Origin of the sequence: Rhodococcus sp. USK13, assembly GCF_018343855.1 — a bacterium.
Lineage (GTDB): Bacteria > Actinomycetota > Actinomycetes > Mycobacteriales > Mycobacteriaceae > Rhodococcus_F > Rhodococcus_F oxybenzonivorans.
In genome coordinates this window covers 1,469,541-1,493,199 of record NZ_CP069242.1, presented here as the reverse complement: position 1 = coordinate 1,493,199, position 23,659 = coordinate 1,469,541, and the positions used below count along the sequence as shown (strand labels likewise).

Sequence of the window (23,659 nt, the reverse complement as noted above, 5' to 3'; positions counted from 1 at the left end):
GACGGTGGTGCTCGTCCGCCGTGATCGCGCAGGTGAGGTCGGCGACGCCATCGCCGACCGTTGGGTGCGCGAGGTCGATTCGACGAGCGCACGGCTCGGCTGCAGGCGAAAGTACCGGTACGACATCTTGGGAATCTCCCTAAAGGTGGACCCTTATCCCCAAATGGTGTGAGGAACATGGTCGCCCGGTCGGCGAGACTTGAATCACACTAAAGGATTTCACACGGTTGGGTCACAGTACGGGAGGAAGTAGATGTCGGTCGATCCTTCGGCGATCATCGTCGCAGTCGCCACAGCACTCGGCGGCGCGATACACGGATCGGAGGCCCCACCGGCCTTGAAAGACTATGGCACCCAACAGGTACAACAGATCACCGATGCCGCACCCGCGGTCGGGCAACAGGTCAACGACGCCGTCGAGCAGCTACCGCCCGAGGCGCAAGGCGCAGCACAGCAAGCACTCACCGATACCGCGGATGCAGTCCAGGACGCGATAGAAACGTACGCGCCACCACCTGAGAGCGCCTCTCCCCCACCCGACACCACCGGCGACACCACTGGCGAGATTCCTGCCACCGAGCCCGAATACGAATACGAATACGGCGGGGCAATCCCCGAATACGGTGACACCGCTGACCGATTCGACTCGACGCCGCGTGCCGTCTCGGAGATCTCCCACCTCCCCACCGTCTCCGACGCCTCCACCCCGGCAGCCTCACAGCTGGGCGCGATCGCAGTATTCGTCCCCTGGTTCCAGAAGGCAGGAAGTATCTGCGACGGCATCAAGGCTCCTGTCCTGGCGGCCTTGTACTCGGCGGAGAACAACTTCCTATACGGCGCCTCGGCGCCCGTGTCTCAGGACGGTGCCCGTGGTCCCGGCCAGTTCATGCCCGGCACCTGGGCAAAATACGGGCGCGACGCCGACGGCGACGGAAAGGCGGACGTCCTTGCTGTCGGCGACTCGGTCATGGCGTCCGGACATCTGCTCTGTGACATGTACGAGGAGATCGATTCGTGGAAGCAGGCCGGCATCGTCTCAGGTGACGTGCTGGACCTGACGCTCGCCGGATACAACGCCGGGGTGGGAGCGGTCCGCCGATCGGGCGGAATGCCCTCGGGACTCCCCGACTACGAGAATCAGACAAAGCCCTACGTGGCGAAGATCCGCGCGGCCGAATCCCGGTACGCGGCGATCCTCGATTCTGGGTCGGGCGACAGGGGAGGCGTCGGCAGCAGGATCGTCGAGGCTGCCCTACGTTATCTCGGCCTTCCTTACGTGTGGGGCGGCGGCAACGTGAACGGGCCCTCCGGCGGCGGTTTCGACTGTTCCGGACTCACCTCCTACGCCGTCCACGCCGCAACGACAGAGAATGTATCCCTACCTCGGACGTCGGAAACTCAGTGGAAGGTCGGTACCGAGATTCCCCTCGCCGACGCAAGACCCGGTGATCTGTTGTTCGGCAACTGGGGTCCAGCCGGTCCTGGGCACGTCGCGATCTACATCGGCGCCGGCAAAATGGTGCACGCGCCCACCACAGGCGACGTGGTCCGTGTCTCTCCCGTGTTCGACGGAATGAAAGCGCGGCGAGTGGTGTGAGACGGCACCCGGGGATCCGTCGACACGGGCTCGACCACCATCCTGAGTGCGCCCCGGCCGAACCGCGGAGCCAGCGAACATCGCCTAGGGTTACGAGGAGGGCACCAGCAGGGAGGCCTTGGCCCAGCGAGCGGGAATCGCAACGTCGTCTATCTACCACCATGTTTCAGGCACGACCGAACTGCTAGAGCGACCGTTGGAGCGGGCACTCCCCGCACACTTCGCCCTCCCCACCGAACGGCAGGTCAGCAGCGGCCGCCACATCAACCGCCTCAAGTACCTCGTCCGGCGCACCGCCGAGATCCTGGTCGCAGAACTGCCCTACGTCACCCTCCTGCTGCGCGTTCGTGGGAACACTCCCGTGGAACGCCGTGCCATCGCCCGTCGACGGGAATTCGTTCTCTTTGTGCGTGGGTGACCTCGTCGTCGTACCGCGGAGGAGGGAGACCTCCGGCCAGGCATCGATCCCGCGCTCACCGGCCGCCTTGTGTTCGGCATGATCAACTCGCTCATCGAGTGGCACCGGCGGCGATGGAGGATCAGCCGAGCGTCTCGCCGAGGCAGTCCTACGCCCGACCTTCGAGTGAATGCGGCGTCGGTAGGGGGTGACCAGATGGGATCTGCCGCCACCCCTGCTGTCCACTCGAATTTGGGAACAGCACCGAATCGCACTGGATTAAAATGGGAGTTGGATCACACTGGTTGGAGGTGCGCATGAACCGCTCGCGGGCGGACTTCGCCCCGAATGCCGAGGCCACAGTCGTGGAACATCCTCTGACCTGCCGCAATAAGGTAGAAGTACATAGAGGATTGAGCCACCGATGGACGAGTTCGATGAAGTCGACCTGCCGAATACTCAGCGCGATGTGAGCCGCGATATCGCCACAGAATTGGACACGGCCGGGCTCGAGAATGCGGAGGAGGTCGGGCGCGGAGGATTCGGGGTGGTCTATCGCTGCATCGAGCGTTCCCTCGGTCGGACTGTCGCCGTCAAAGTGCTGACCTCCGATGTCGGACCCGACGACCGCACCCGCTTCGTACGAGAACAACGCGCCATGGGCAAACTCTCCAGCCATCCTCACATCGTCCAAATTCTCCACGTCGGCGTCACCGCGAACGGCTCCCTCTTTCTCGTGATGCCCTACCACGAACACGGTTCTCTCCAAACCCTTCTTCGGCAAAAAGGCCCCTTCCCGTTGCCCACAGTGCTCGGGATCGGCGTGAAGCTGGCCGGGGCTCTGGCGGCCGCTCACCGCGAGGGCATCCTCCACCGTGACATCAAACCCGCCAACATCCTGATCACGGGATACGGCGAGCCGCAGCTGACCGACTTCGGCATCGCCCGGATCGGTGGCGATTTCGAAACATCCGCGGGCAGCATCGTCGGCACTCCCGCCTTCACCGCCCCTGAGGTGCTCAAGGGCCAAGCTCCTAGTCCCGCGTCCGATGTATACGGTCTCGGTGCGACGCTGTTCTGCCTGATGACTGGCCACGCCGCCTTCGAGCGCCGCACCCAGGAAGGGGTGGTCGCACAGTTCGTGCGGGTCACCAATCAACCGATCCCGGACCTGCGTGAGGACGGTATTCCCGACGACGTGTGCACCGCCATCGAACACGCCATGGCGGGCGATCCCGCCGATCGACCAGCCTCGGCCGACGCATTCGGAAACGAGCTTCGAACGGTCCAACTCCTGCACGGGCTGCAAATGGATGCGATGGCCATGCCCGCCGATCCATTCCGGGCCACATCGCCGCCGCCCGGAACGGGCGGCGCTCCCGCGTCGAAGACGTCGGCAGCAGTGCCCAACACCCCGCCCACCGCCGCCACCAAGTTCCGTCCCCCCACCTCGGCTCGGCCACTGGTCGAGCGCCGACGACTCCTCGAGACCCTCCGCGCCGGTGCTGGACGACGCTTGACAGTGATCCACGCCCCCGCAGGTTTCGGTAAGAGCACCCTGGCCTCCCAATGGCGCCACGCTCTCGTCGCCGACGGAATGCCCGTCGCCTGGCTCACCATCGACCGCGATGACAACAACGTCACCTGGTTTCTGTCCCACCTGGTGCAGGCGATCCACACCGCGCTGCCCACGATCGCGCCCGAACTGGAGCGCATCCTCGAAGACCACTACGAAGATGCCGCGCGATACGTGCTGCCCTCGTTGATCAACGACATCCACCACAGTGACCGCGCGATCGCCATTGTGATCGACGACTGGCACCGGGTTACCTCACCCGACACTGTGGCGGCAATGAACTTCCTACTCGAGAACGGATGTCATCACGTCCAGGTCATCGTCGCCACAAGATCCCAAACAGGTCTTCCGCTGAGCCTCATGCGGGTACGCGACGAACTCATCGAGATCGGGCCGACGGCAATACGTTTCGACGGCGCGGAATCCCGGGAATTCCTCGTCGACGTCAACGGACTCGCACTGGACGACGAAGAAGTGAGCAGCCTTCGAAGATCGACCGACGGGTGGGTCGCGGCGCTGCAACTGGCGTCCCTGTCGCTACGCGGCCGCAGCGATAGCTTGGACTTCATCGCGCATCTTTCCGGAGGCCACCATGCCATCCACGAATACCTGGTGGAGAACGTCCTGAGCACACTCGAGCCGCCGATCCTCGAGTTCCTCCTCGCAACAGCCATCACGGAGAAGACTTGCGGTGACCTCGCCGGCATGCTGACACACGTTCCATCCGGCCAAGAAATGCTCGAAGAAGTCGAACGGCGAGATCTGTTTCTTCAAAGCATCGATGACGACAGGGACTGGTTCCGCTACCACCACCTGTTCGCCGATCTCCTCCATCGCCGCCTCGAACGCCTCCATCCTGGCCGCCGTGAAGAACTCCACCGGATCGCGGCCCATTGGTTTGCCGACCACCACATGCTCAGCGAGGCCGTCGACAACGCTCTTGCCGCCGGCGACACCGACCATGCCCTTCGACTGGTCGAAGACGGCGGAATGACACTCATCGAGGACTCGCGGATGACAACCCTCCTCGGCCTGGTCGCGAAACTTCCTCCGAACCTTGCTGTTACAAGTGCCCGACTCCAATTGAACATCGCGTGGGCGAACATACTGATGCAGCGTCCACGACAGATGAGAGCTGCACTCGATCTCTTCGATGCCGCACTCACGAAGACCGAGGCAGACGAGGCTGCGGTTCACGCCCTTCGCGTCGAAGCCGCCGTCGTCCAAGCATCCGGAAAACTCTTCGCCGACGAGATCGCAGGGGTACAGGAACTCATCGCCGATTGCTTGCACCACCCCGATGCGGTGCGGCCCTTCCTCGCGTCGGGCGCCGGCAGCATCGCTTCCTTCGTCGCCCTCTACACATTCGACTTCGACGCAGCACGTCGTTGGCAGGACTGGGCAGCCGCGTATCACGCGCAAACGAGCGGGCCCTTCAGTGTCATGTACGGATACTGTCTGGCTGGCGCAGCGGCATACGAACAACTCGATATTCCCGCGGCCGAGAACTACTTCCGGTCCGCAGTGGTGATGACCGGGAAATCTGGGGTCCATGCCCATGCGGCACGACTCGCCGGAGCCCTGCTCGGAGCGCTTCTCTACGAGAAGGGACAGATTGCCGAAGCCGAACGGCTCTTGGACGAAAGCTACAAACTCGGTTCCGAGGGAGGCGGCCTCGTGGAATTCATGCTCGCCACCTACGGCACCGGATCACGGGTCAAAGCCTCACTCCGACATCATGAGGAGGCCGAACGTCGACTCGAGGAGGGCGCAAGGATTGCCGAATCGCTGCGGCTGCCACGTCTGGCCGCCCGGATGGTCAACGAAAGGATCCGCTCAGGTGCACCCGTCGACGAGGAGGTCCGCACCCGACTGATCGGCTTGAACGCGTACCGTCCGCAAGCAGACGGGATCGCCACCATCACATCCGAACTCGACGAAGACTCTTCGATCAGGCTTCTGCTCCGCGACGGTTCCTCCGACACCGTTGAGCACGCCTGTTCGCGGGCGAAGGAACTCGTACTCAGCATCGAAAAACAGGCCAGACCCCGGGCGCTCATCCGCGCGGAACTGCTGTTGGCGATGTGCTTGTCCGTCGCCGAGCGTTTCGCGGAAGCGCGCACCGTGCTGGCTCCGGTCGCAGCGAAATGCACGGAGCTCGGACTAACCCAGATACTGTTGGACGAGGACGCGCGCATCGCCAACCTACTGGCCTCGACCTGACAGCACACACGCAATCGTCCAACCGGAACCATCGACGAGAAAACCGCGCACGATCGGCATCCCTCCACGCGGGGAACGCTCGCGCCCACACAAGGCCACGCCCTGCGAGATTGAATTCAGTCGCACTCCACCGATTGTGGGGCGTCCACGGACACGGTAGTCCTGGAATGACGGTCCGCCTCCATGTTCAAAATGACGACACCGGCCATGATGCATATCAATCCAGCCACTCGTGCGACCGACACAGCATCGCCGAACAGCAGCACTCCCACCACCGCAACAGAGGCGGTGCCAATTGCCGACCACAACGCGTACGAGACACCAAGCGAGAGCGATCTGAGCGCCTTCGACAAGAAGAAGAACGAAAGGAGGTACCCGGCGAGGACCCCGACCGTCGGAGGCAGCCGCGTGAACCCTTCAGTCGAGTGAAGACCGGTTGTGGCAAATATTTCCACGACAACCGCACCCATGAGGTAAAACCAGCCCATGGCGCCTAACCTCCCAAGTTCATCGCGGCGATACCAATGACGGTCAGCGCCAGACCGGCTATCTTGACCCGCGAGATACGATCCCCGTGGAAGAGAGCACCGAGTGCGACCACCGCCGCCGTCCCCAGCGCTGACCACAGCGCGTACACCACGCCGATGTCAATGTGTCTGACCGCCTTCGCCAATAGAAAGAAGGCGCCTCCATATAGTGCCAACACCGCAGCAGATACTCGAACCCGGGTGAACTCGCGAGTGAGCGGAAGCATATTCGTAGCCGCGACTTCGAGAACAATCGCTACGAGAAGCAACAACCATGCCATGGAATCGATTCCAATCCGTCGTGAGATTCGGACCGTTCTCCGCACTGGTAGCTCCTGTGGCGGCGCCTGCTGAAATACCCGGTCACGTAGGCTTTTTCCTCAGGACCCTCTTAGTTTGCCATGGAGGTACATACCAGCTCGGTCGGCCGGCTTGCGATATGCGTTAGGCAATCTCGCGGACAGAGTCGAGGGGGGCAGGTGCCGAATCGCCGTTTCGAACGGTGGTCACCGCGCGAATGAACTCCGCGACATGCCCGATTGCCCTGCGTGCCTCGGGCAGGAAGTCTGCGGCCACGTGGAAGACGTGGAACTGACCATCCCAGATCTCGAGCGAGGCCGGGATCCCGGCGTCGGTGAGGCGGTCGAACATCAGCGACGCATCCGGGTACAGCATGTCTGTGGACCCAACCTGAAGTAGTACCGGCGGTAGCCCGCGTAGGTCTGCATCGACGGGAGACGGAGGAAGTTCCGACACGCCACGAGCACGGAGTTCCACCCGCGCGGTCAGGGCGGTCATCGCCACCAACGCCGAACTGGGAAGGATCGGACATCGCGCAGACGCGGGGTGCTGCAACTTGGCTGTTGGGTCCAGGTCGGTGAGCGGCGACAACGCGACCAGGCCGGCCGGCCGCGGCAGATCGAGGTCAGCAAGGGCGAGCGCCACCATGAACGCGAGATAACCACCAGCAGAATCACCAGCAATGACGATCTGCGCGGGGACAAACCCTCGTGCAAGCAACCAGCGATAGCCAGCGATCCCGTCGGCGACCGCGTCCCCGATCGTATGTGCAGGCATAAGTCGATAGTTAACACTGAGCACACTTGCCTCCGCCGACTGCGAAATCCGAGAGGCAAGTCGCCGGTGCGTATTGAGGCCACCGGTCAGGAACCCCCCGCCGTGAAGGTAGAGGACCACGCTGTGCAGGTCGGCGTTGTGCGCCTGGATCCAATCCGCGTCGCAATCTGTCAAGCGCACACGACGATGCCCGACGCCATCGAGCGGGGGTAACACGCGCGCGGCCTGGTCAACGACCCGCGCGGCCCAACGTGTGCTCGGAATACGCGCCCACACACCGAGCACAGGTTTGACCGTCACACGCAACGCGTGTGTCAGGAGTTTTGACTGAATGCTGTTGCCAGGAAGGAAGCTCGAACGTGGCACGAGATGCGATTCGGAGCCCACACAATGCGTGTGGTTTCCTCCCACACCGCCAACCGCGGCCCCGGGCTGTTCCACCGAGCTAACGGCTGACATCGGCACTCCAAACTTCCAGGGATGCACGGCCGGGATCTAAGGCGATAGCCCCAAAGCCGTACGAAGACGTCCTCTCAACTTATGGCTCAGATCACCCGACCGGACTCCCCCACAGGGGGAAAAACACCCCCCAAAAGGGGGATACTTCCTCCAAGGAGTTGCAGTTCGCTCCGCGCGCTGATGCACTGGAGCGAGATCGAAGGGGCTTGTGCACGCGGCAGAAATTTCAGATAACAATCCAAGTCTGGCGGCAACCTGACCGGTGCGGGCAGTCCCGGAACAACTCGGCCGTGAAGACACATCGCTCCATGCTTGTCCAGGTATGACGGTTGGAGGTAGTACCATGATCGAGGACCCTGTCATCGAAGACATGCGAATTATTGAGTTCGCACGCCGCTGGCTTCCCTACGGTGGTGGCACAACCGGAGACCTCTTGGTCGAGTTCGGCATGACTCCAGCCTGCTACATCGCGAGACTGGACAGCATCCTCGCACGACCGACGGACAACCAACTCGACCCCAACTTCCGCGAGGACCTCCGCCGTTTCGTATCTCTACGCGCGCTCACGACTCGCCCGACATCGTAGATGCAGAACCTCGAGCATCGGGATACTTGGAGGCGTGAACCTACGGGCGGCGTTGTCTTATCTTCGCGCGAGCGTGGTCACAGTCGGTGCTACTCACCCGCAGGGATGAATCGTCGTTTCATCTGGGGTATTTCAACCTGAATCCCGTAGCGTGGATCACACTGCGCTGCCTACGGTTCATCCGGACGTCATTCCGAGCCGATAAGCCGAGGAACCTCTGTGATCACCGCTGCAGATGTGGACTATCACCCATGTGAGCCATCAGCTCATACCTGGGCAGGCCATCGTCCTGGTCTTCTCTGTCCCGGAAGCGGGCATCCTCGGTAACGCCTACGTGCTGTCTCAGCCGAATGTCGGCGCCACCATTTCCTCGGGAAGTGATTGGTCCGAAGTGCCGGTGTGCGGGGTGTCAGCCAGCCGCGCAGAATGAGGACGACTCGCCTTTTTCCATACCTGCTCACACACCCTGCCGTGACTGCAAGGACTAAAAGACCTTCTGCCTGAACATCGAACCCCCGACCGCCCGGGCGCCACCTACGGTTGCGTCGACATGGGCGGCTGGGTCTGTGGTCAGTCCTAGTACGTCATGGTCCCGTACCCCGACTGGACCTGCTGAAATCCCCCGACCGCGACCAGCCGATGGGGAAGAGCCTCGACCTGACGATGCTCTCGACGTCTTCCCACCGGCTTCCACGGCTGCGTGACCGCCGGAGTCAAAGTCGGTTCTACCGTGTATATCGTCAGCGAACCATTAAGAACCTCTACCCACGCAAAATCGAAGAATTACTGTTCCAGCACCCGGACGTGGCCGACGTAATCGTAGTGGGCATCCCGGATGAGAAGTGGGGCGAGCAGGTCGGCGCCGTCATCCGACTCCACGAAGGTCGCGAGCGCCCGGCGCCCAATGCATTGAAAAGTTGGTGCCGTGAGCGTATCTCGGCTCACAAGGCTCCATCCCTGTGGTTCTTCACCGACCAGTTCCCGATGACACCGACCGGTAAGATCCAGAAGTTCAAGGTGTCTGAACAGATCAGCGCGGGTGAGCTGAGGTCGGCAGTCGAAACCGTGGTTTCCACTCCTGGTCACGTTGAACGTCCGCTTCCAGCGTAGGAGCCGCTGAACACCGGCGTCGGATTGATCAGGACTGAATAACACGAGGCGCACCGGCCGCACCATCCTCAGTAGTGCAGTGGTGTCAGGCGTGCGTCCTACTCGGGAATGACGTCACTGGGACGTCAGCGAGCTCGAGGCCGGCCGACGCGAGGGCAGGGTTCGGGGACGGTCGTCGACGTCGGAACCCGCACCGAACCGCCGCACTACTCGGATGGCATCCGTATCACATCGGTAGCTGCGACAATGCCCAACCGGATGTGGTCGCAACCGCAGCCCTACAACGTTGCGGCTGAAGTGACGACTTCTCTTCGTCGTGCGAACTAGTGCCCTCAAGAACTCATACGCGCCACTCGACGTCAGCGGGGTGCCGATTCTTCCACTACTTTGGCCCAGTGCTCATGGGCCTTCGCTTCCCACTGTTCGCGGCGTCGCTGAAACAGCACAGCACCGTCACGCCCGATCCATTCTGGCAGCAGTTCCTTGGGCAATTGTGGGTCGAGCCGCATGAACCTCTGTTGCAGACTTACCAACTCAATGTAGGCAAGTAGCAATTCATCATCGCCGCGCGGCTCGGATGCGCAGTCCTGGGTGAGCAGTGTTCGGTAGTTTCCGGCCAGGTCGGTCAGGTCCCAGGCTCGCTCGACGATCTCGTGATTGTCCAGCCCTCCGGGACGGAGATTGCCGGTGACAACGAGTGCATTTTCGGACAGACCGAGCGTCGAGACCAATTCTCCCAGTTCTCGCGCCCTGTCGACGTGCGGTGTCACCCAGACTCCCTGGGTGGGATTTCCCATTCCAAGCCAGGTCAGCCCCCCGTTGAGACGGTTGCGAACTGAGCTCTTGCGTTGCGACACCGTGATCGTCAGCATGAGCCATTCGCCGTCCCACGGAACCGGTCCGTCCAGAAATGCATGTGAGCGTCTGATGCCATCGGCGGCCAGCGCGCGACCGTGGTCGGCGAGATGCCAGCGCACCCCGCGGCCGATGCGTTCACGTTCGATCCACTTAGCTGACGCGGCACGTGAGAGTAATTGCCGTGCAGCGTGATCTTCGATTCCCATGCCGCCGAGTACCTTCATCAGCGCGGCGGTCCAGGCGCCCTCCTTGGAGTCGTAGAGGAACTCACCGATGACCGTCAACAGCATCGACCTCGCACTCGGCGGCGGCAGTGGCTGCTGAGCGAGTCGGTTGGACGCTATCAACGAATCCTCCTTTTATGTCGCAACGAATGTACCTACTTCGACCCTCGAGAAGAACTCGTAGGCCCCCAACTTGTCCTCCAACGACTCGATGTCGACGCTCGACGCCGACTCGGGCGCCAGTATCACGGTGACTTCACGGCGCAGACCGGTGTCATCGAGTGCGATATCACAGGCCACCGGTGCGCGGCTGGCGCTCGACACGACCTGAAGCACCTCGTCTTTCAGAGCACGCGCCCGCAGCGCGGGCTTCGATATCTTACCGACCGGAGTCAACGGCAGCCGATCGAGCACCGTGACATGAACCGGAGTAGCCGCTTTCTCTTGCACATGATCCCGGCAGAACTGCAACAGCTCGGCGGATTCGACGACATACCCTTCCTTGAGCTGAACATAAGCAACCGGCATCTCACCCTTCGCTGGGTCGGGCCGACCCACCGCAGCCACTACTTCGACCGCGGAATGCGAGCCCAGCGCCTCCTCGATATCGCGGGGATCTATGTTGTGACCCCCACGAATGATCAGATCTTTGCTGCGCCCGGACACCCAGACGAATCCGTCGCCGTCCACGGTGCCGAGGTCGCCCGTCCGACCCCACACGCCCCCGCCTGGCACACCGGTCACGAAGAAGCCGGCATCGAGCTGCGCATCGAGGTATCCACGAGTGACAGTCGGCCCACCGATCAGCAACTCTCCGTGCTCCCCCGGTTCGCAGTCGCGACTCCACCGGCCGTCGGTGTCGAGGACGACAGCGCGCACCCGCGATTGCGGCAAAGGCCGACCGGCCGAACCCACGCGCGGTTCGACACCGTCGTTCGGATGGCCGGTGATCGTGCCATGAAACTCTGTGCCTCCCCAACATTCGCGCAACCATATTCCGAACCGAGCGTGGAATGCCCGGATCAGGGAAGTGGAAACGGTGCTGCCGCCGACGTGGAAGTCGGTCAACGTCGTCGCGCCTTTCGGTGAGGTCGTCGCGTTCAATATTGCGAATGCCGTCGTCGGCGTGGCCATCGTCGAGGTCATGCGGTAACGCTCGACGATGGCCCAGAACTTCTCGACGACGTCCCGCGACCGGAAGCCGCCGGATGTCAATGTCAGCAGGGTCTGTCCGTAGACGACCGATCGCAGGGCGAGCGCGATACTTCCGCCGCAGTGAAAGTTCGGCATTCCGTGGCCTATTACGGTGTCTTCCTCGGAGCCCATCAGTGCTCCGACGTTCCAAGCAATGACGAGTTGGCCGCGTTGCGTCATGCGCACCAGCTTCGGCGCTCCCGTCGTTCCGCCGGTAGGCATGACCATTGCATCCCGTCTGGGGTCGTCCTCGACATCCACGTTGCGGCCGCAATGTTCGGTCAACGCTGCGTTGAACGTGCTGTGGTCACCGTCGACGAGTAGGACATCTTTCAGCGTCGGAGCACTCGCCATTACTGCGGCCGTGTCCACGCCGCGTTCCCGAAGGATTTCACCGGTCGTGACCAGAACGGTCGCGGCAGTGCGATTCAGGATGTTGACCAGCGAAGCAAGTTCCAGAAAGGGGTTCAACGGAACAGCGCTGCCGACCCGCTGTGCGCCCCAGGTGGCGAACAGTCCCTCGGGCAACATCGGCACCATCACGGCGACCACACTGGGCGCGCCCCCAGCACGCTCGAGGAACACCGATGCCGACGCTTCCACCGCCGCGAGTAGCTCGCGGTAGGTGACTTCTCGGGTGGGCCTCATGAAGTCCGGGGCCTCGAGGTGCACGATCGCGCTCTTGTGCGGGTGCCGACGAGCCGATTCTGCAATACACGCGTGGATCGTCGCGCCGGGGAGCAGGTCCTCGTGCCGCCGCTGTTCCACCTCGAGGATATCCCGCGGCGACCGGACCCGACGTCGCACTAATTGCCTACGCGCGCTCACCTCGGACAACCCCACCTCACACAACGGAGATACCACCGTTCACACTGATCACCTGTCCTGTGATTCTGCGCGAGAGAGGCGACGCGAGGAAGAGAATCGCGTTGGCCAGATCCTCAGGCTCGGTCAAACCCAGCTGCGCCTGTGACACGATCTTGTTGAAGATCTTCTGGCTGAACTCCGCATTCATGGCCCGATCGTACGAACCGGTGTTCACGATCAACGAAGGAGTCAGGACATTGACGCGGACGCCGTATCGCTTCGCTTCGACTGCCAACGTCTGCGAAAAGGTGACAATCGCTGCCATCGCCGCGCCGATACCTGTCTCTCCCGGGGTCGGGACCTTCGCTGCATCCGAGGCGATCGTGATGATGGAGCCGCGTCCGAGCCCGCGCATCACGGGCACTGCGGCCCTGCTCATCAGGATTGGACCGATCGCCTGCTGAACCAGAATGTCGATCAACTTCTCGGGCTCGATGTCGTGTAGCAACGTCGGTTGATATTGCGCAACAGTAGAATTGACGAGAATATCAACTTCGTCGAGATGCTCCTGTGCCTGCCGGACGACTTCATCCGCTGCGCCGGCCTCGTTGAGGTCCGCGGCTACGAACAACACGTCGCATTCGGGATTCGTCTTTGCGAGTCGAGCGAGTGCGTCCTTGCCACGAAGTTCGTTGCGGCCGACCACTACCTGTTTCTTCGCTCCGGCGTCGGCGAAGTATCGCGCCGTGGCGAGACCTACGCCGGACGTACCACCCGCAATGATGATCCCTGAGCCGGAGAAGTCGTATCCATCCTGTGCAGAGCGGTGCATATCGGATGCGTGGGTCATTGTACGTTACTCGTTTCCTTTGGCGATGATGGAAATACCGGCGTGGTGACCGGACCTTGCTGTGGAGCGTGGATCTTGACGATGTAGGCGGCACTGAACGCGCCCAGCGTGCACAGTGCGAGGCACACCGCGCTGATGGTCCAGACTCCACCGGTGGTGGGTTCGAGAGCCGTCGCTACCAGCGGTGCGAAGCCGGCGACCAGCGCTGCGAGCTGCATACCGAACGAGCCTGCCGTATAGCGAACCGCAGCGGGCAGACTCTCGACGACGAAGGCCGGGAAGATTCCGTTGACCACTGCGTGTCCCAACCCGGCAACGAGGATCAGCGAGACGAACACCAGAGCGAGGTTGCCGACACCGAGCATGGCGAAGTAGAAGAACAGGAGTACAGCCTCGCTGAGCAGGCCGAAGACGATGAGGCGACTTCTACTGACCCGATCGGAGAGTGCACCCCACACCGGGTTCATGAGGACGACGACCAGCGTCGCCGCGGAGACGACCCACAGCATGCTCGTTCGCGGGATGCCCGACTGGTTGACGGCGTAGCTGAGGCTGTAGACAGTGATGACGTACCAGATGGACATCATCCCGGCCATGATGAATGTAATACCGAGGATCGTCATAGGGTGCCTGGACAGCGCGTCACGAATCGGGTTGTGTTTGACCGCGGTCGCACTGGCGGACGCGACAGCACGGTCGGCCTGACTCTGCTTGAAGTCGGGTGTCTCGTCCAGCCCGCGGCGAATCAGCATGCCGACGAGAACGATGACCGCACTGAGTAGGAATGGAATCCGCCAGCCCCACGAATTGAACTGATCGTCCGGCATCAGAGTGACGAACGCGAAGACGATCGTCGCGAGGAGGGTACCGCCCTGAGCGCCGGCGGTGGAAAAACTGCCGTAGAAGCCACGCTTGTTCTTCGGGGCGTGTTCGACCGAGATCAAGACAGCCCCGCCCAGCTCACCGCCGACCGCGAGCCCCTGCAGGACCCGTAGGACGACCAGCAGGACGGGGGCGAACGAACCGATTGAGTCGTATGTCGGAAGTAGACCGATGCACACGGTCGCGGCGCCCATCACCGAGATCGTGAGTAGCACTGCGGTCCGGCGCCCATACTTGTCCCCGACGTAGCCGAACAGCAACCCGCCGAGTGGGCGAGCCACATATCCTGCGGCGAAGGTGGCGAAGGACAGCAGCAGTGCCACGTGGGTGCTGACATCACGGAAGAAGAGGTCGCCGAAGACGAGGGCTGCGGCGGTTCCATAGGCGACAAGGTCGTAGTACTCGATCGCCGATCCCGAGAAGGCAGCGAAAGAAGCGCGGCGGGATGTGGTTTTCGATGGTGGCGCGGCGTTGTCGAGAGGCGGGGACGAAGACATATCTTCTCCTGGAACTCATGGAAGAGGAAGAGTCGCGGCGGGATCGACCGCGGCATCGCTCGATGCAGTTCTGCGAATGGTACGACCATAAAGTGTGATTTGGATCTCGTCAAGAGGGTTCCCCGAACGGATGCAGGCGAAGTTGACTGTGCGCCACCGGCTTCCACAAATATGGCTCGGCAATCACACATCTCACGCACCTCTCATGACCTCGAGCCTTGATTTGAAGATTTACCAACCTCGCGCTGACCACAATACCTCCCTAGCTGCGACGTTGTACACTTTTTCGAACATCTAGTTGCAGTTTGTGCAAATTGGGTGCAAGATCGCTTCTGTCGGGTACGTCACAGCCGAAGAGACGTACCCGGGATCCTGCGCCATGCGCTACACGAGAGAAGGACGGGCGAGAAAACATGCCGTCGACGTTCACACAGGCAATGCTCATCATGAGTGCCGTAGCCGATAATCCGACCGACTACGTCGCACAGTGGAAAAGGCGGACCGGGAGAAAAGCGCTCGGGGTGTTTCCGATGAACTTCCCCTCCGAACTCGCGCACGCCGCAGGTGTACTTCCTGTGATCATCCAGGAAGATCGAGAGCCGATCACCGTCGGCCGAAACCTGTTGGGCGAGTTCAATTGTGGATACACTCGCAACGTCGCCGATCAAGCAGCACTCGGCCGCCTCGACGTCTACGACGCCTTCTTCCACGCGGACCACTGCATCCAGTTGCTGGGTGCAATCGATGTGGTGCGCGAGGACGAGTCGGACAAGCCGGTCTACTTCGGACAGTTGATGTCCTCAATGAGCGATGATTGGGCATTACCGCAGGTACTGGGGAAGATGGAAGACTTCCGCAGCGAGCTCGCGAAGTTCGCCGATCGTACGATCTCTGACGCGGATCTCGCGCGAAGCATCGACATCTATGATACCAATCGTCGCTTGATGCGGACAGTCTTCGAGAACAGACGCTCCGGCGATGCAGCGCTGACATCCGCCCAGCTGCAGGTTCTCGTCAAGTCCAGCATGATCATGGACAAGGAGGAGCACTCGGAATTGCTGAGCCAGGTAATAGCAAGCTTGAACTTCGTGCCCCGCAACGATCGAATCCGCGTTCACCTGTCCGGACACTTCTGCCACGCCCCGAAACCAGAACTGCTGGATCTCATCGAGGACTGCGGAGCCATCGTTGTCGATGACGACCTCTTCCACGGAACACGGTACGTATCAACGGATGTCGGAGCTACAGGCAACCCACTCGAAGCCCTCGCATCGGTGTACCTCCGGCGCAACACAGCTGTACCCTGCCCGACACTGGTGCAGCACGAAGTTGACTGGGATCGTTTCCTTGTCGATTCCGTCGACGCGAGCGGCGCGCAGGGTGTCATCGTTCTGATGGCGAAGTTTTGCGAACCGCACATGCTCTTCTACCCGGAGCTGCGGAAAGCACTGGAAGCTAGATCGATTCCGCTGTTGCTCATCGAAACCGAACACGAGGGTCTACCGATGGAATCCATCCGCACCCGGGTGGAAGCGCTGGTGGAGCGAATCAGACGCAAGCAACTGTCCACCGTTTAGCACCCACACCTACCCTTCGGAGGAACTTACTGTGTCAGCCCCCACGCTCGGCAATTCCAACAAGATCGTCATCCCGACCGCCACCAACATGGTGGGCGACTACTGGGAGAACCTGTTCACGGCGAAGGAACGCGGCAAGCAGGTGGTCTGGTACAACGGTTCAGCCGTGAACCCCATCTTCCAGGCCGCCGGACTCGAGTGGTGCCACGGCGAAGCGTTCTCGGCACGCCTGGCCGCACAACAGCTCGAGAAGCCGGCTCAGCTCGCCGGCGAGGAATACGGGTACATCGGCGAGTTGTGTTCCTACGCGAGAACACATCTCGGTTGCGCCGTACTCACCAAGCAGGCCAAGTCCGAGGATGAGAACGGCATCGTCGGACTCGTCGACCAACAGCAACTCGCCGCCCGCCTGCCTGCACCGGACTTCTTCGTCAACGCGTACGCCGGCTGCAGCACCGGCCAGCAGTGGGACGAAATTTCGTACCGCGTCTTCGGAAAACAGGTACCGATCTTCAACGTCTCCCTCCCCTTCCTGCCCAGCAACAAACCCGACGCAGGCTACCTTCGCGGTGAGGAGTGGGAGCAGGCATCACAATTTGTGGCCGATCAACTGCACAAGCTGATCGCCTTTCTCGAGGAAATGACAGGCCGGCCATTCGACTGGGATGCGCTACGGCAGAACATGTCCTACATCAAACGCGCCTCGGAACTACGTCGCGAGGCGATGGCGCTGTGCCGTGCCGCCCCGACACCGGCCACCTACTGGGACTGGATCGCCAGCATCGCGCACATCAACTTCATGCCCGCCGGACCGGAACTGGTCCAGTACTTCGCCGACGTCAAAACCGAAGTGCAGTACCGTCTCGACCACGCCATCCCCGGCGTCCGCAACGAGCGCTACCGTCTCTACTTCGACGGCATCATGAACTGGAACAAGCTCGGCTGGCTATCGCGCAAATTCGCCGACGCCGACGTCGCCGTGGTCTGCGGAAGGTACACGCACAATGCGTTCTGGCAGGAACCGCACCTGATCGACACGGACGATCCCATTCTCGGCATGGCGCAGCACTATTTGCTGTGCCCGACGAACCATGGCGTCAAGACGCTCAAGCACCTCACCAACCGCGATTGTGTCGACTACGGAATCGACGGAATCGTCTTCCACGCCTCGCGTACCTGCCGAGCATTCACCAACCCCCAGCACCTGCTCGCGAAGTCGGCGCAGAAAGAACTCGGAATTCCTTCGATGTTCTTCGAAGGTGACGTCGCCGACGCATCCTTCTACAAGGACGAGATCCTCGAAAGCCGTCTGGCCGCGATGCTCGAGGGCATCGACGTTCGCCGAAGCCGGGTCTGATCGACGTGACGGAATACTTCATGGGAGTCGACCTGGGATCGACGTCCGCCAAAGCCGTCGTCCTCGACGGGTCCGCAGCATTTCTGGGCGCGAGTGCCATTCAAATGGGCGCCGTGAGCCGAGCTGGAATGCGGCAGGCAATCGACGACGCTCTCGGCCGGGCCTCGGTGGCGCCGTCGCAGATCACGGCCACCATCAGCACCGGCTACGGTCGCAGACTCGTCCCCGGCATCGGGCGGACGTTCACCGAGATCACCTGTCATGCGCGCGGCGTAGCAGCACTGTGCCCCGGCGTCCGATTGATCGTCGATATCGGTGGGCAGGACAGCAAGGTCATTTCTGTGGACGAAGAGGGACTCGTCGAGGACTTCGCAATGAACGACCGATGTGCCAGCGGCACGGGGCGATTCTTCGAGGTACTGGCGAGGGCCATCGAGTGCGAGGTCGACGAGCTGGCCGACCTCGCCATGTCGGGTGACAAGAACCTGGAGGTCAGCAGCATGTGCGCAACCTTCGCCGAAACCGAGATCGTGTCGCTGCTCGCAAGCGGGTGCGAGCGGACGGACATCGCAGCCTCCGTTCACCGGGCGGTTTCCGCTCGGACGCTCGGTTTGATTGCTCAGGTGGGCAAGAAGACGCCGGTGGTCATGACCGGTGGGGTGGCGAAGAATGCCGCGGCCGTCCATTTCTTGAGCTCGGCACTGGGGGTGCGCGTGGATGTCCCGCCGGACCCGCAGATCACCGGCGCCTATGGTGCAGCTCTCCTCGCCCTCGAGACGCGCGGCACCGTGGCTTCGTCCCCGGACGTCGAGCTCTCGCTCACCGGCACGTCGGCCCACTCGTGCGGAGACTGCACCGGCTCGATCGAGCTACACATGCCGACGTACCAGCGTCATAACGCGGCCGCCCAGCCTGCTGAACAGACCGCAGCTACCCCAAACACCTGAACGATCGAGCTCTGTCCACAATGTACGGAGATCAATGAAGCACACGCGTAATTCATTCTGCCGGATCTGCATCAATCACTGTTCGATACGTGTGGACGTCGACGACGGAGTCGCGACCGCGGTCCACGGCAACAGCCGCAATCAGGTGTACGGCGGATACACCTGTGTCAAAGGACGATCACAGCACGAATTCCTCCGGCACGCCGATCGTCTCGTGCACTCGCTGGTGCGAACACCTGACGGCCATGTGCGTGTCCCGGTCGAGCAGGCTATGGACGAGATCGCCGCCAAACTTGCGGAGATACGCGATCGGTTCGGACCTCGCGCGATCGCCAGCTATGCAGGGACGATGGCGCACATCACCACGGCGCCGACTGCAGCACCAGTACACAACGCCTTGTTCGATGCCCTCGGCTCCGATATGAGGTTCGATCCGAACACCATCGACAAAGGTGGGAAACAGGTCGCGCAGTCCCTCCTCGGGTACTGGTCCGCGCCGTCCCAAGGATTCGACGCACCGGAGGCAATCCTGTTGATCGGGATCAACCCGATGGTTACCTGCACGGGCTTTCCAGCGGGCTCGCCCAAACGTTGGCTCCTGGACACCCTTGCCCGGGGGTGCAAGCTCATCGTCGTCGATCCGCGCCGGACCGATGTGGCACAACACGCCGATTGGTATCTGCAGGCGGCACCCGGGCACGACATCCCACTTCTCGCGGCCATGATCAGGATCGTCATCGACGAGGGCCTGTTCGACCGGGACTTCGTTGCCCGGCACGTGCGCGGCCTTCCGGAGTTGACCGCCGCGGTGCACCGGTTCGATCCCTACGAGGTGGCGCGGCGGGCGGGGATATCCAGTGCGGACCTCGTCGCCGCCGCCCGCTGCTACGCCACCGCGAAACGCGGCTACACCATGGCGGGAACCGGACCGAACATGGCGGGCGAAGGCACGCTGGTCGAGTACCTGGTGCTCGCCCTCGAGACCTTGTGCGGACGCTGGCTGCGCGCGGGCGAGACCGTGTCAGCCTCACCCACGTTGCTCCCGTCCTACGTTCCTGTCGCCCAGGCCACATCGCCGGATGCCGATTGGGCGTTGCCGGGCACGGTGCGGGTCCGCGGATTGCGTAAGACTCGGGCGGGGATGCCGACGGCAACGCTGCCGGAGGAGATTCTCACCCCGGGAGAGGGGCAGGTGCGTGCACTGATCAGCTGGGGAGGTAATCCGGCCGTAGCGTTCCCCGACCAGCGGCGGACTGTCGAGGCGCTCGAGTCCCTGGAATTGTTCGTCCAGCTCGACCCCTGGTATTCCGCCTCGGCCCGTGTGGCCGATTACGTGATCGCACCGACGATGCCGTTGGAGGCGCCGTCGACGACCGTGTTTCTCGATGCGCTCGCAGCGAGGGGAACGGGCTATGGAATCGGACAAGCCTACGCACAGTATTCGCCTGCCGTCGTCGAGCGCCCCGAGGGGTCCGATGTCATCGAAGAGTGGCGGTTCTTTCACGGGCTCATGAAACGACTCGGGTATCCGGTCGCGGTATCACCGTTCGGATGTCCGTCTTCTCCCCCTCGGCCGATCGACGGCGTCTCGACAACCGACGAACTCATCGACATCCTGTCCGAGGGTTCCGCGATTCCTCTCTCGGAGGTCAAATCCCATCCCGACGGAATGACCAGGACGACCCGCCTCCTACAGGTGCAACCAGGTGACCCAGACGTGCTCGATCGCCTCGACATAGGCAACGGCCTGATACTCGCCCAGTTGGCCGGACATGCCGGCGTTGTCGAGCTACCCCGGTCGGACCGGCCGTACCGTCTCCTGTGCCGACGACACCTCCACGTCTACAACTCCTCCTGCAACATCGATCGAACCCACCGCGGCGTCCCCTACAACCCCGCGTTCCTGCACCCCGACGACATGACCGAACTCGGTGTGTCCGACGGCGCGCTCGTTCGTATCAGCTCGGACCTGTCCTCCATCACCGCTGTGGCAATGAAAGATCCTGCACTACGAACCGGAATGGTGTCGATGGCGTTCGGCTACGGACCCTCTGGTGACACCGAGGGAGTATGGGCAGCCGGCAGCAGCCCCAGCCGCCTCGTGTCCATCTCCGAGAAGTTCGACCGGTACACCGGGCAGCCGCGAATGACGAACATTCCCGTCTCGATCGACAGAATCGACCCTCCATGCCACACGTGATCACCCAACAGTGCTGCAACGATGCGAGCTGTGTGAGCGTCTGCCCCGTCAACTGCATCCACCCGACTCCTGACGAGCCTGACTACGCACGCGCGGAAATGCTCTACATCGACCCTGCGACCTGCATCGACTGCGGTGCATGCACGGATGTCGACGTTTGCCCGGTGGACGCGATCGTCCCGGACTCGGCTCTCACACCCGAGACCATCCGATACGCGGACCTCAACGCGCGCTACTTCAATGAATCGACGCGCACGCAATACAAGCGCGAAAGAGTCGCGCGCGAGCGATCCGACCACAACCGGTCATCAGTAGGCCCGCTCCGCGTGGCCATCGTGGGGTCCGGGCCGAGCGCCTGCTACGCGGCGGACGAGTTGACGACCACACCAGGTCTCGACGTCGAGGTTCACATCTTCGACCGTCTACCCACGCCGTGGGGCCTGGTTCGCTACGGAGTTGCACCGGACCATCAACACACCAAGTCCGCGACACGGACATTCGAGCGCATGGCACGTCGGCCGGGGGTGTTCTTCCACCTCGGGGTAGAGATTGGCACGCACCTCACCCACGACGAACTCCTCGCCCACCATCATGCGGTGATCTACGCGGTAGGTGCGCCCGCCGACAAGCGACTGGACATTCCCGGAGAAGACCTGCCGGGCAGTGTGTCGGCAACCGATCTGGTCGGGTGGTACAACGGCCATCCAGATCACACAGACCACGCCTTCGACCTGTCCACCGAGCGGGCGGTGATACTGGGCAACGGGAATGTGGCGCTGGATATCGCACGCATCCTCACACGCGACGTCGCGGAATTGGCACGCACGGATATCGCCGGACACGCCCTGTCGGCGCTGGCCGACAGCGGCATCCGAGAGGTTGTCGTAGTAGGTCGTCGCGACCCGGCACACGCCGCGTACACGACACCCGAGTTGCTGGGGCTCGCCGGGTTGACGACCGAGGTCGAGCTGACCCTCGACTGTCCCGCGACGGAAGTCGACCCCACCGAGGATGACACCGATCAGACGGCCTGTTCACCGACGACCCTGAAGGCACTGGTTGCGGAAGAACTCGCGCTACGACGCGTCGGCGGTGCTCCACGCAGGATAGTGCTGCGCTATCTGGCGTCCCCAGTGGAGATCGTCGGCGGCGATCGCGTTCGAGGAATACGGTTGCGGCGCAATGAGATGATCGCTGAAGAAGACGGCCGTTCCGGCATCCGGCCCACGAAGACAACAGATGTGCTCGAATGCGGACTCGTCGTACGGTCGGTCGGCTACCGAGGCCGCCCGATGCCCGGCCTTCCCTTCGACATCGACCGCGGAATCATTCCGAACCACAACGGGAAGGTTGTGGATCCGGGTACAGGAGAAACTCGGACGGGTGTGTACGTGACGGGGTGGATCAAACGTGGTCCTTCCGGCGTCATCGGCACGAACAAGCACTGCTCGATCGAAACGGTCACGAGTCTTCTCGACGACCACGCGAACGGGCGACTCACAGCTCCAGCGGGCGGACGTCGCTCGCTGTTCGAGCTCGTGCGAGACCGAAGGCCGGACACGGTCGACTACGAAGGCTGGCAGCGAATCGACAAGTTCGAACAGACCGTAGGACAGCGTGAGGGACGCCCACGGGTCAAGATCGTCGATACCGATGGCATGCTTGTTCGGGCCCAATTTTCCTGACACTACGCCCTCACCGCCCCACCGCCCCTGGCTGCGATCGCGCCCCGCGGCAGGTGGGCGAGGGTGGGGTTCATGGTGTGTCAAAACGCGGAGATGCCGCCGTTGACACTGATCGTCTGACCGGTCAGGCGAGCTGCATCGGGGCCGCCGAGAAACACGATGAGGGATGCGAGATCCTCGGGCACAGCCACCCCAAGATGAGCTTGAGCTGACGCCTTCTCGAAAAGCGACTTGCTGAAGCCATCGCTGAGCACGTTGGCCGCTGTTGGCGTGCCATCGATCAATGAGGGAGTCACCGCGTTCACTCGCACACCATTGCGCTTGGCTTCGATCGCGGTAACCCGCGTAAACATTACGATCGCGGCCATCGCGGCCCCGAGGGCACTCTCGCCTGGCGTCGGCACCTTGGCCGCATCTGACGCGATGTTGACAATGCTTCCCCCTCCTTGTTGCTGCATCAGCGGCAACACTGTCCGGGTCACCAGCATCGGGGGTAGGGCCTGCCCCATCAGGATGCCCGCGATGTCGGCGACTGGAGTACGGTGCAGCAGCTCCGGCCGGTAGGACGTGGTTGTGGAGTTGACAAGAACGTCGACCGATCCCAACGCCCGGTGAGCCGCGGCGACCGAAGATTCCACTTGGCCGATGTCGGATGCATCGGTCGCGATGAAGGTTACGTCGACATCCGAACACCGGTCTCGGACCGTTCGCTCTGCGGCCTTCCCTCGCTCTTCGTTCCGACCGAGCAACACGATTCGGCGTACGCCTGCGGCGGCAAAGCCGAGAGCCGTCGCGAGGCCGACACCCGACGTCCCACCGGCGATCAGCACTCCCGAGTCTTCGTAGTGTCGGACTAGCGTGGATGAGGACATGCACTTACCTCCAGAGATGGCGCTACCGCACATTAGTTGACAGATATTGATGTGACGTGGACATTTATGTAGAGTATAGACACAACGCAACACATCTCCGGAAGGGCTTCAGGAGTTCGGAGGCCTGGTTGTTTTTGATAGATGATGAGGTAAACGT

At 62.2% G+C, this 23,659-nt stretch carries 19 protein-coding genes; 11 read left to right on the top strand and 8 right to left on the bottom strand.

Annotated features, from left to right (window positions below; translation table 11 throughout):
* The first annotated feature begins 253 nt into the window (after positions 1 to 253).
* The 3 genes from JQT59_RS09685 to JQT59_RS09675 all read left to right on the top strand — a co-directional run bounded on the left by JQT59_RS09685 (position 254) and on the right by JQT59_RS09675 (position 5,793).
* Positions 254 to 1,597, top strand: a complete 1,344-nt coding sequence (locus tag JQT59_RS09685; protein ID WP_213575939.1) for a C40 family peptidase — start codon at positions 254 to 256, stop codon at positions 1,595 to 1,597.
* 196 nt (positions 1,598 to 1,793) lie between these two features.
* Positions 1,794 to 2,015, top strand: coding sequence for a hypothetical protein (locus tag JQT59_RS38340; protein ID WP_397517679.1), 222 nt, complete (start codon positions 1,794 to 1,796; stop codon positions 2,013 to 2,015).
* Between the two features lie 403 nt (positions 2,016 to 2,418).
* Positions 2,419 to 5,793 carry a serine/threonine-protein kinase gene (locus tag JQT59_RS09675; RefSeq protein ID WP_213575938.1) on the top strand — a complete coding sequence of 1,125 codons (3,375 nt, stop codon included), beginning with the start codon at positions 2,419 to 2,421 and terminating at the stop codon, positions 5,791 to 5,793.
* 116 nt (positions 5,794 to 5,909) lie between these two features.
* Here JQT59_RS09675 and JQT59_RS09670 read toward each other — a convergent pair whose 3' ends face one another.
* The 3 genes from JQT59_RS09670 to JQT59_RS09660 all read right to left on the bottom strand — a co-directional run bounded on the left by JQT59_RS09670 (position 5,910) and on the right by JQT59_RS09660 (position 7,856).
* The gene (locus tag JQT59_RS09670; RefSeq protein WP_213575937.1) at positions 5,910 to 6,281 is read right to left on the bottom strand and encodes a DMT family transporter; all 372 of its coding nucleotides are present in this window, start codon (positions 6,279 to 6,281) and stop codon (positions 5,910 to 5,912) included.
* Between the two features lie 5 nt (positions 6,282 to 6,286).
* Complete coding sequence (locus JQT59_RS09665; RefSeq protein WP_213575936.1) at positions 6,287 to 6,601, bottom strand: DMT family transporter; 315 nt, start codon at positions 6,599 to 6,601, stop codon at positions 6,287 to 6,289.
* A gap of 163 nt (positions 6,602 to 6,764) precedes the next feature.
* Positions 6,765 to 7,856: an alpha/beta hydrolase gene (locus JQT59_RS09660; RefSeq protein ID WP_349307004.1), complete on the bottom strand. Its 1,092-nt coding sequence runs from the start codon at positions 7,854 to 7,856 to the stop codon at positions 6,765 to 6,767.
* Between the two features lie 343 nt (positions 7,857 to 8,199).
* Here JQT59_RS09660 and JQT59_RS09655 point away from each other — a divergent pair, with 343 nt between their 5' ends.
* The 3 genes from JQT59_RS09655 (at position 8,200) to JQT59_RS09645 (ending at position 9,552) form a co-directional block, all read left to right on the top strand.
* Positions 8,200 to 8,442: a DUF3263 domain-containing protein gene (locus JQT59_RS09655; RefSeq protein ID WP_213575934.1), complete on the top strand. Its 243-nt coding sequence runs from the start codon at positions 8,200 to 8,202 to the stop codon at positions 8,440 to 8,442.
* A gap of 253 nt (positions 8,443 to 8,695) precedes the next feature.
* Positions 8,696 to 8,872 (top strand): hypothetical protein, encoded by a 177-nt coding sequence (locus tag JQT59_RS09650; protein WP_213575933.1) that lies wholly within the window; start codon positions 8,696 to 8,698, stop codon positions 8,870 to 8,872.
* Positions 8,873 to 9,081: 209 nt separating this feature from the next.
* Entirely contained in the window at positions 9,082 to 9,552 is a 471-nt protein-coding gene (locus JQT59_RS09645) for an AMP-binding enzyme (protein ID WP_249354317.1), read from the top strand.
* A 359-nt stretch (positions 9,553 to 9,911) separates the two neighbouring features.
* On the opposite strand, the gene JQT59_RS09640 is transcribed toward JQT59_RS09645, so the two are convergent.
* From JQT59_RS09640 to JQT59_RS09625, 4 genes are all read right to left on the bottom strand, one after another.
* Positions 9,912 to 10,757 (bottom strand): PaaX family transcriptional regulator, encoded by an 846-nt coding sequence (locus tag JQT59_RS09640; RefSeq protein WP_213575932.1) that lies wholly within the window; start codon positions 10,755 to 10,757, stop codon positions 9,912 to 9,914.
* Between the two features lie 12 nt (positions 10,758 to 10,769).
* Entirely contained in the window at positions 10,770 to 12,596 is a 1,827-nt protein-coding gene (locus tag JQT59_RS09635; protein WP_249354316.1) for an AMP-binding protein, read from the bottom strand.
* 76 nt (positions 12,597 to 12,672) lie between these two features.
* The gene (locus JQT59_RS09630) at positions 12,673 to 13,485 is read right to left on the bottom strand and encodes an SDR family NAD(P)-dependent oxidoreductase (protein ID WP_213575931.1); all 813 of its coding nucleotides are present in this window, start codon (positions 13,483 to 13,485) and stop codon (positions 12,673 to 12,675) included.
* The gene (locus JQT59_RS09625) at positions 13,482 to 14,864 is read right to left on the bottom strand and encodes an MFS transporter (protein ID WP_213575930.1); all 1,383 of its coding nucleotides are present in this window, start codon (positions 14,862 to 14,864) and stop codon (positions 13,482 to 13,484) included. The genes JQT59_RS09630 and JQT59_RS09625 overlap by 4 nt, the downstream gene beginning before the upstream one ends.
* Positions 14,865 to 15,277: 413 nt before the next feature.
* Here JQT59_RS09625 and JQT59_RS09620 point away from each other — a divergent pair, with 413 nt between their 5' ends.
* From JQT59_RS09620 to JQT59_RS09600, 5 genes are read left to right on the top strand one after another with little or no spacing between them, the layout of a single operon-like run.
* Positions 15,278 to 16,441 (top strand): 2-hydroxyacyl-CoA dehydratase family protein, encoded by a 1,164-nt coding sequence (locus JQT59_RS09620; RefSeq protein WP_213575929.1) that lies wholly within the window; start codon positions 15,278 to 15,280, stop codon positions 16,439 to 16,441.
* A gap of 31 nt (positions 16,442 to 16,472) precedes the next feature.
* The gene (locus tag JQT59_RS09615) at positions 16,473 to 17,798 is read left to right on the top strand and encodes a 2-hydroxyacyl-CoA dehydratase subunit D (RefSeq protein ID WP_213575928.1); all 1,326 of its coding nucleotides are present in this window, start codon (positions 16,473 to 16,475) and stop codon (positions 17,796 to 17,798) included.
* Positions 17,799 to 17,818: 20 nt separating this feature from the next.
* Complete coding sequence (locus JQT59_RS09610; RefSeq protein WP_213575927.1) at positions 17,819 to 18,745, top strand: acyl-CoA dehydratase activase; 927 nt, start codon at positions 17,819 to 17,821, stop codon at positions 18,743 to 18,745.
* A 34-nt stretch (positions 18,746 to 18,779) separates the two neighbouring features.
* A complete protein-coding gene (locus JQT59_RS09605) occupies positions 18,780 to 20,945 on the top strand; it encodes a molybdopterin-containing oxidoreductase family protein (RefSeq protein WP_213575926.1) in 2,166 nt (721 codons plus the stop codon).
* Complete coding sequence (locus JQT59_RS09600) at positions 20,933 to 22,630, top strand: FAD-dependent oxidoreductase (protein ID WP_213575925.1); 1,698 nt, start codon at positions 20,933 to 20,935, stop codon at positions 22,628 to 22,630. Before JQT59_RS09605 ends, JQT59_RS09600 begins: the two co-directional genes overlap by 13 nt.
* Positions 22,631 to 22,710: 80 nt before the next feature.
* Here JQT59_RS09600 and JQT59_RS09595 read toward each other — a convergent pair whose 3' ends face one another.
* Positions 22,711 to 23,502, bottom strand: coding sequence for an SDR family NAD(P)-dependent oxidoreductase (locus tag JQT59_RS09595; RefSeq protein WP_213575924.1), 792 nt, complete (start codon positions 23,500 to 23,502; stop codon positions 22,711 to 22,713).
* Between the last annotated feature and the right edge of the window lie 157 nt (positions 23,503 to 23,659).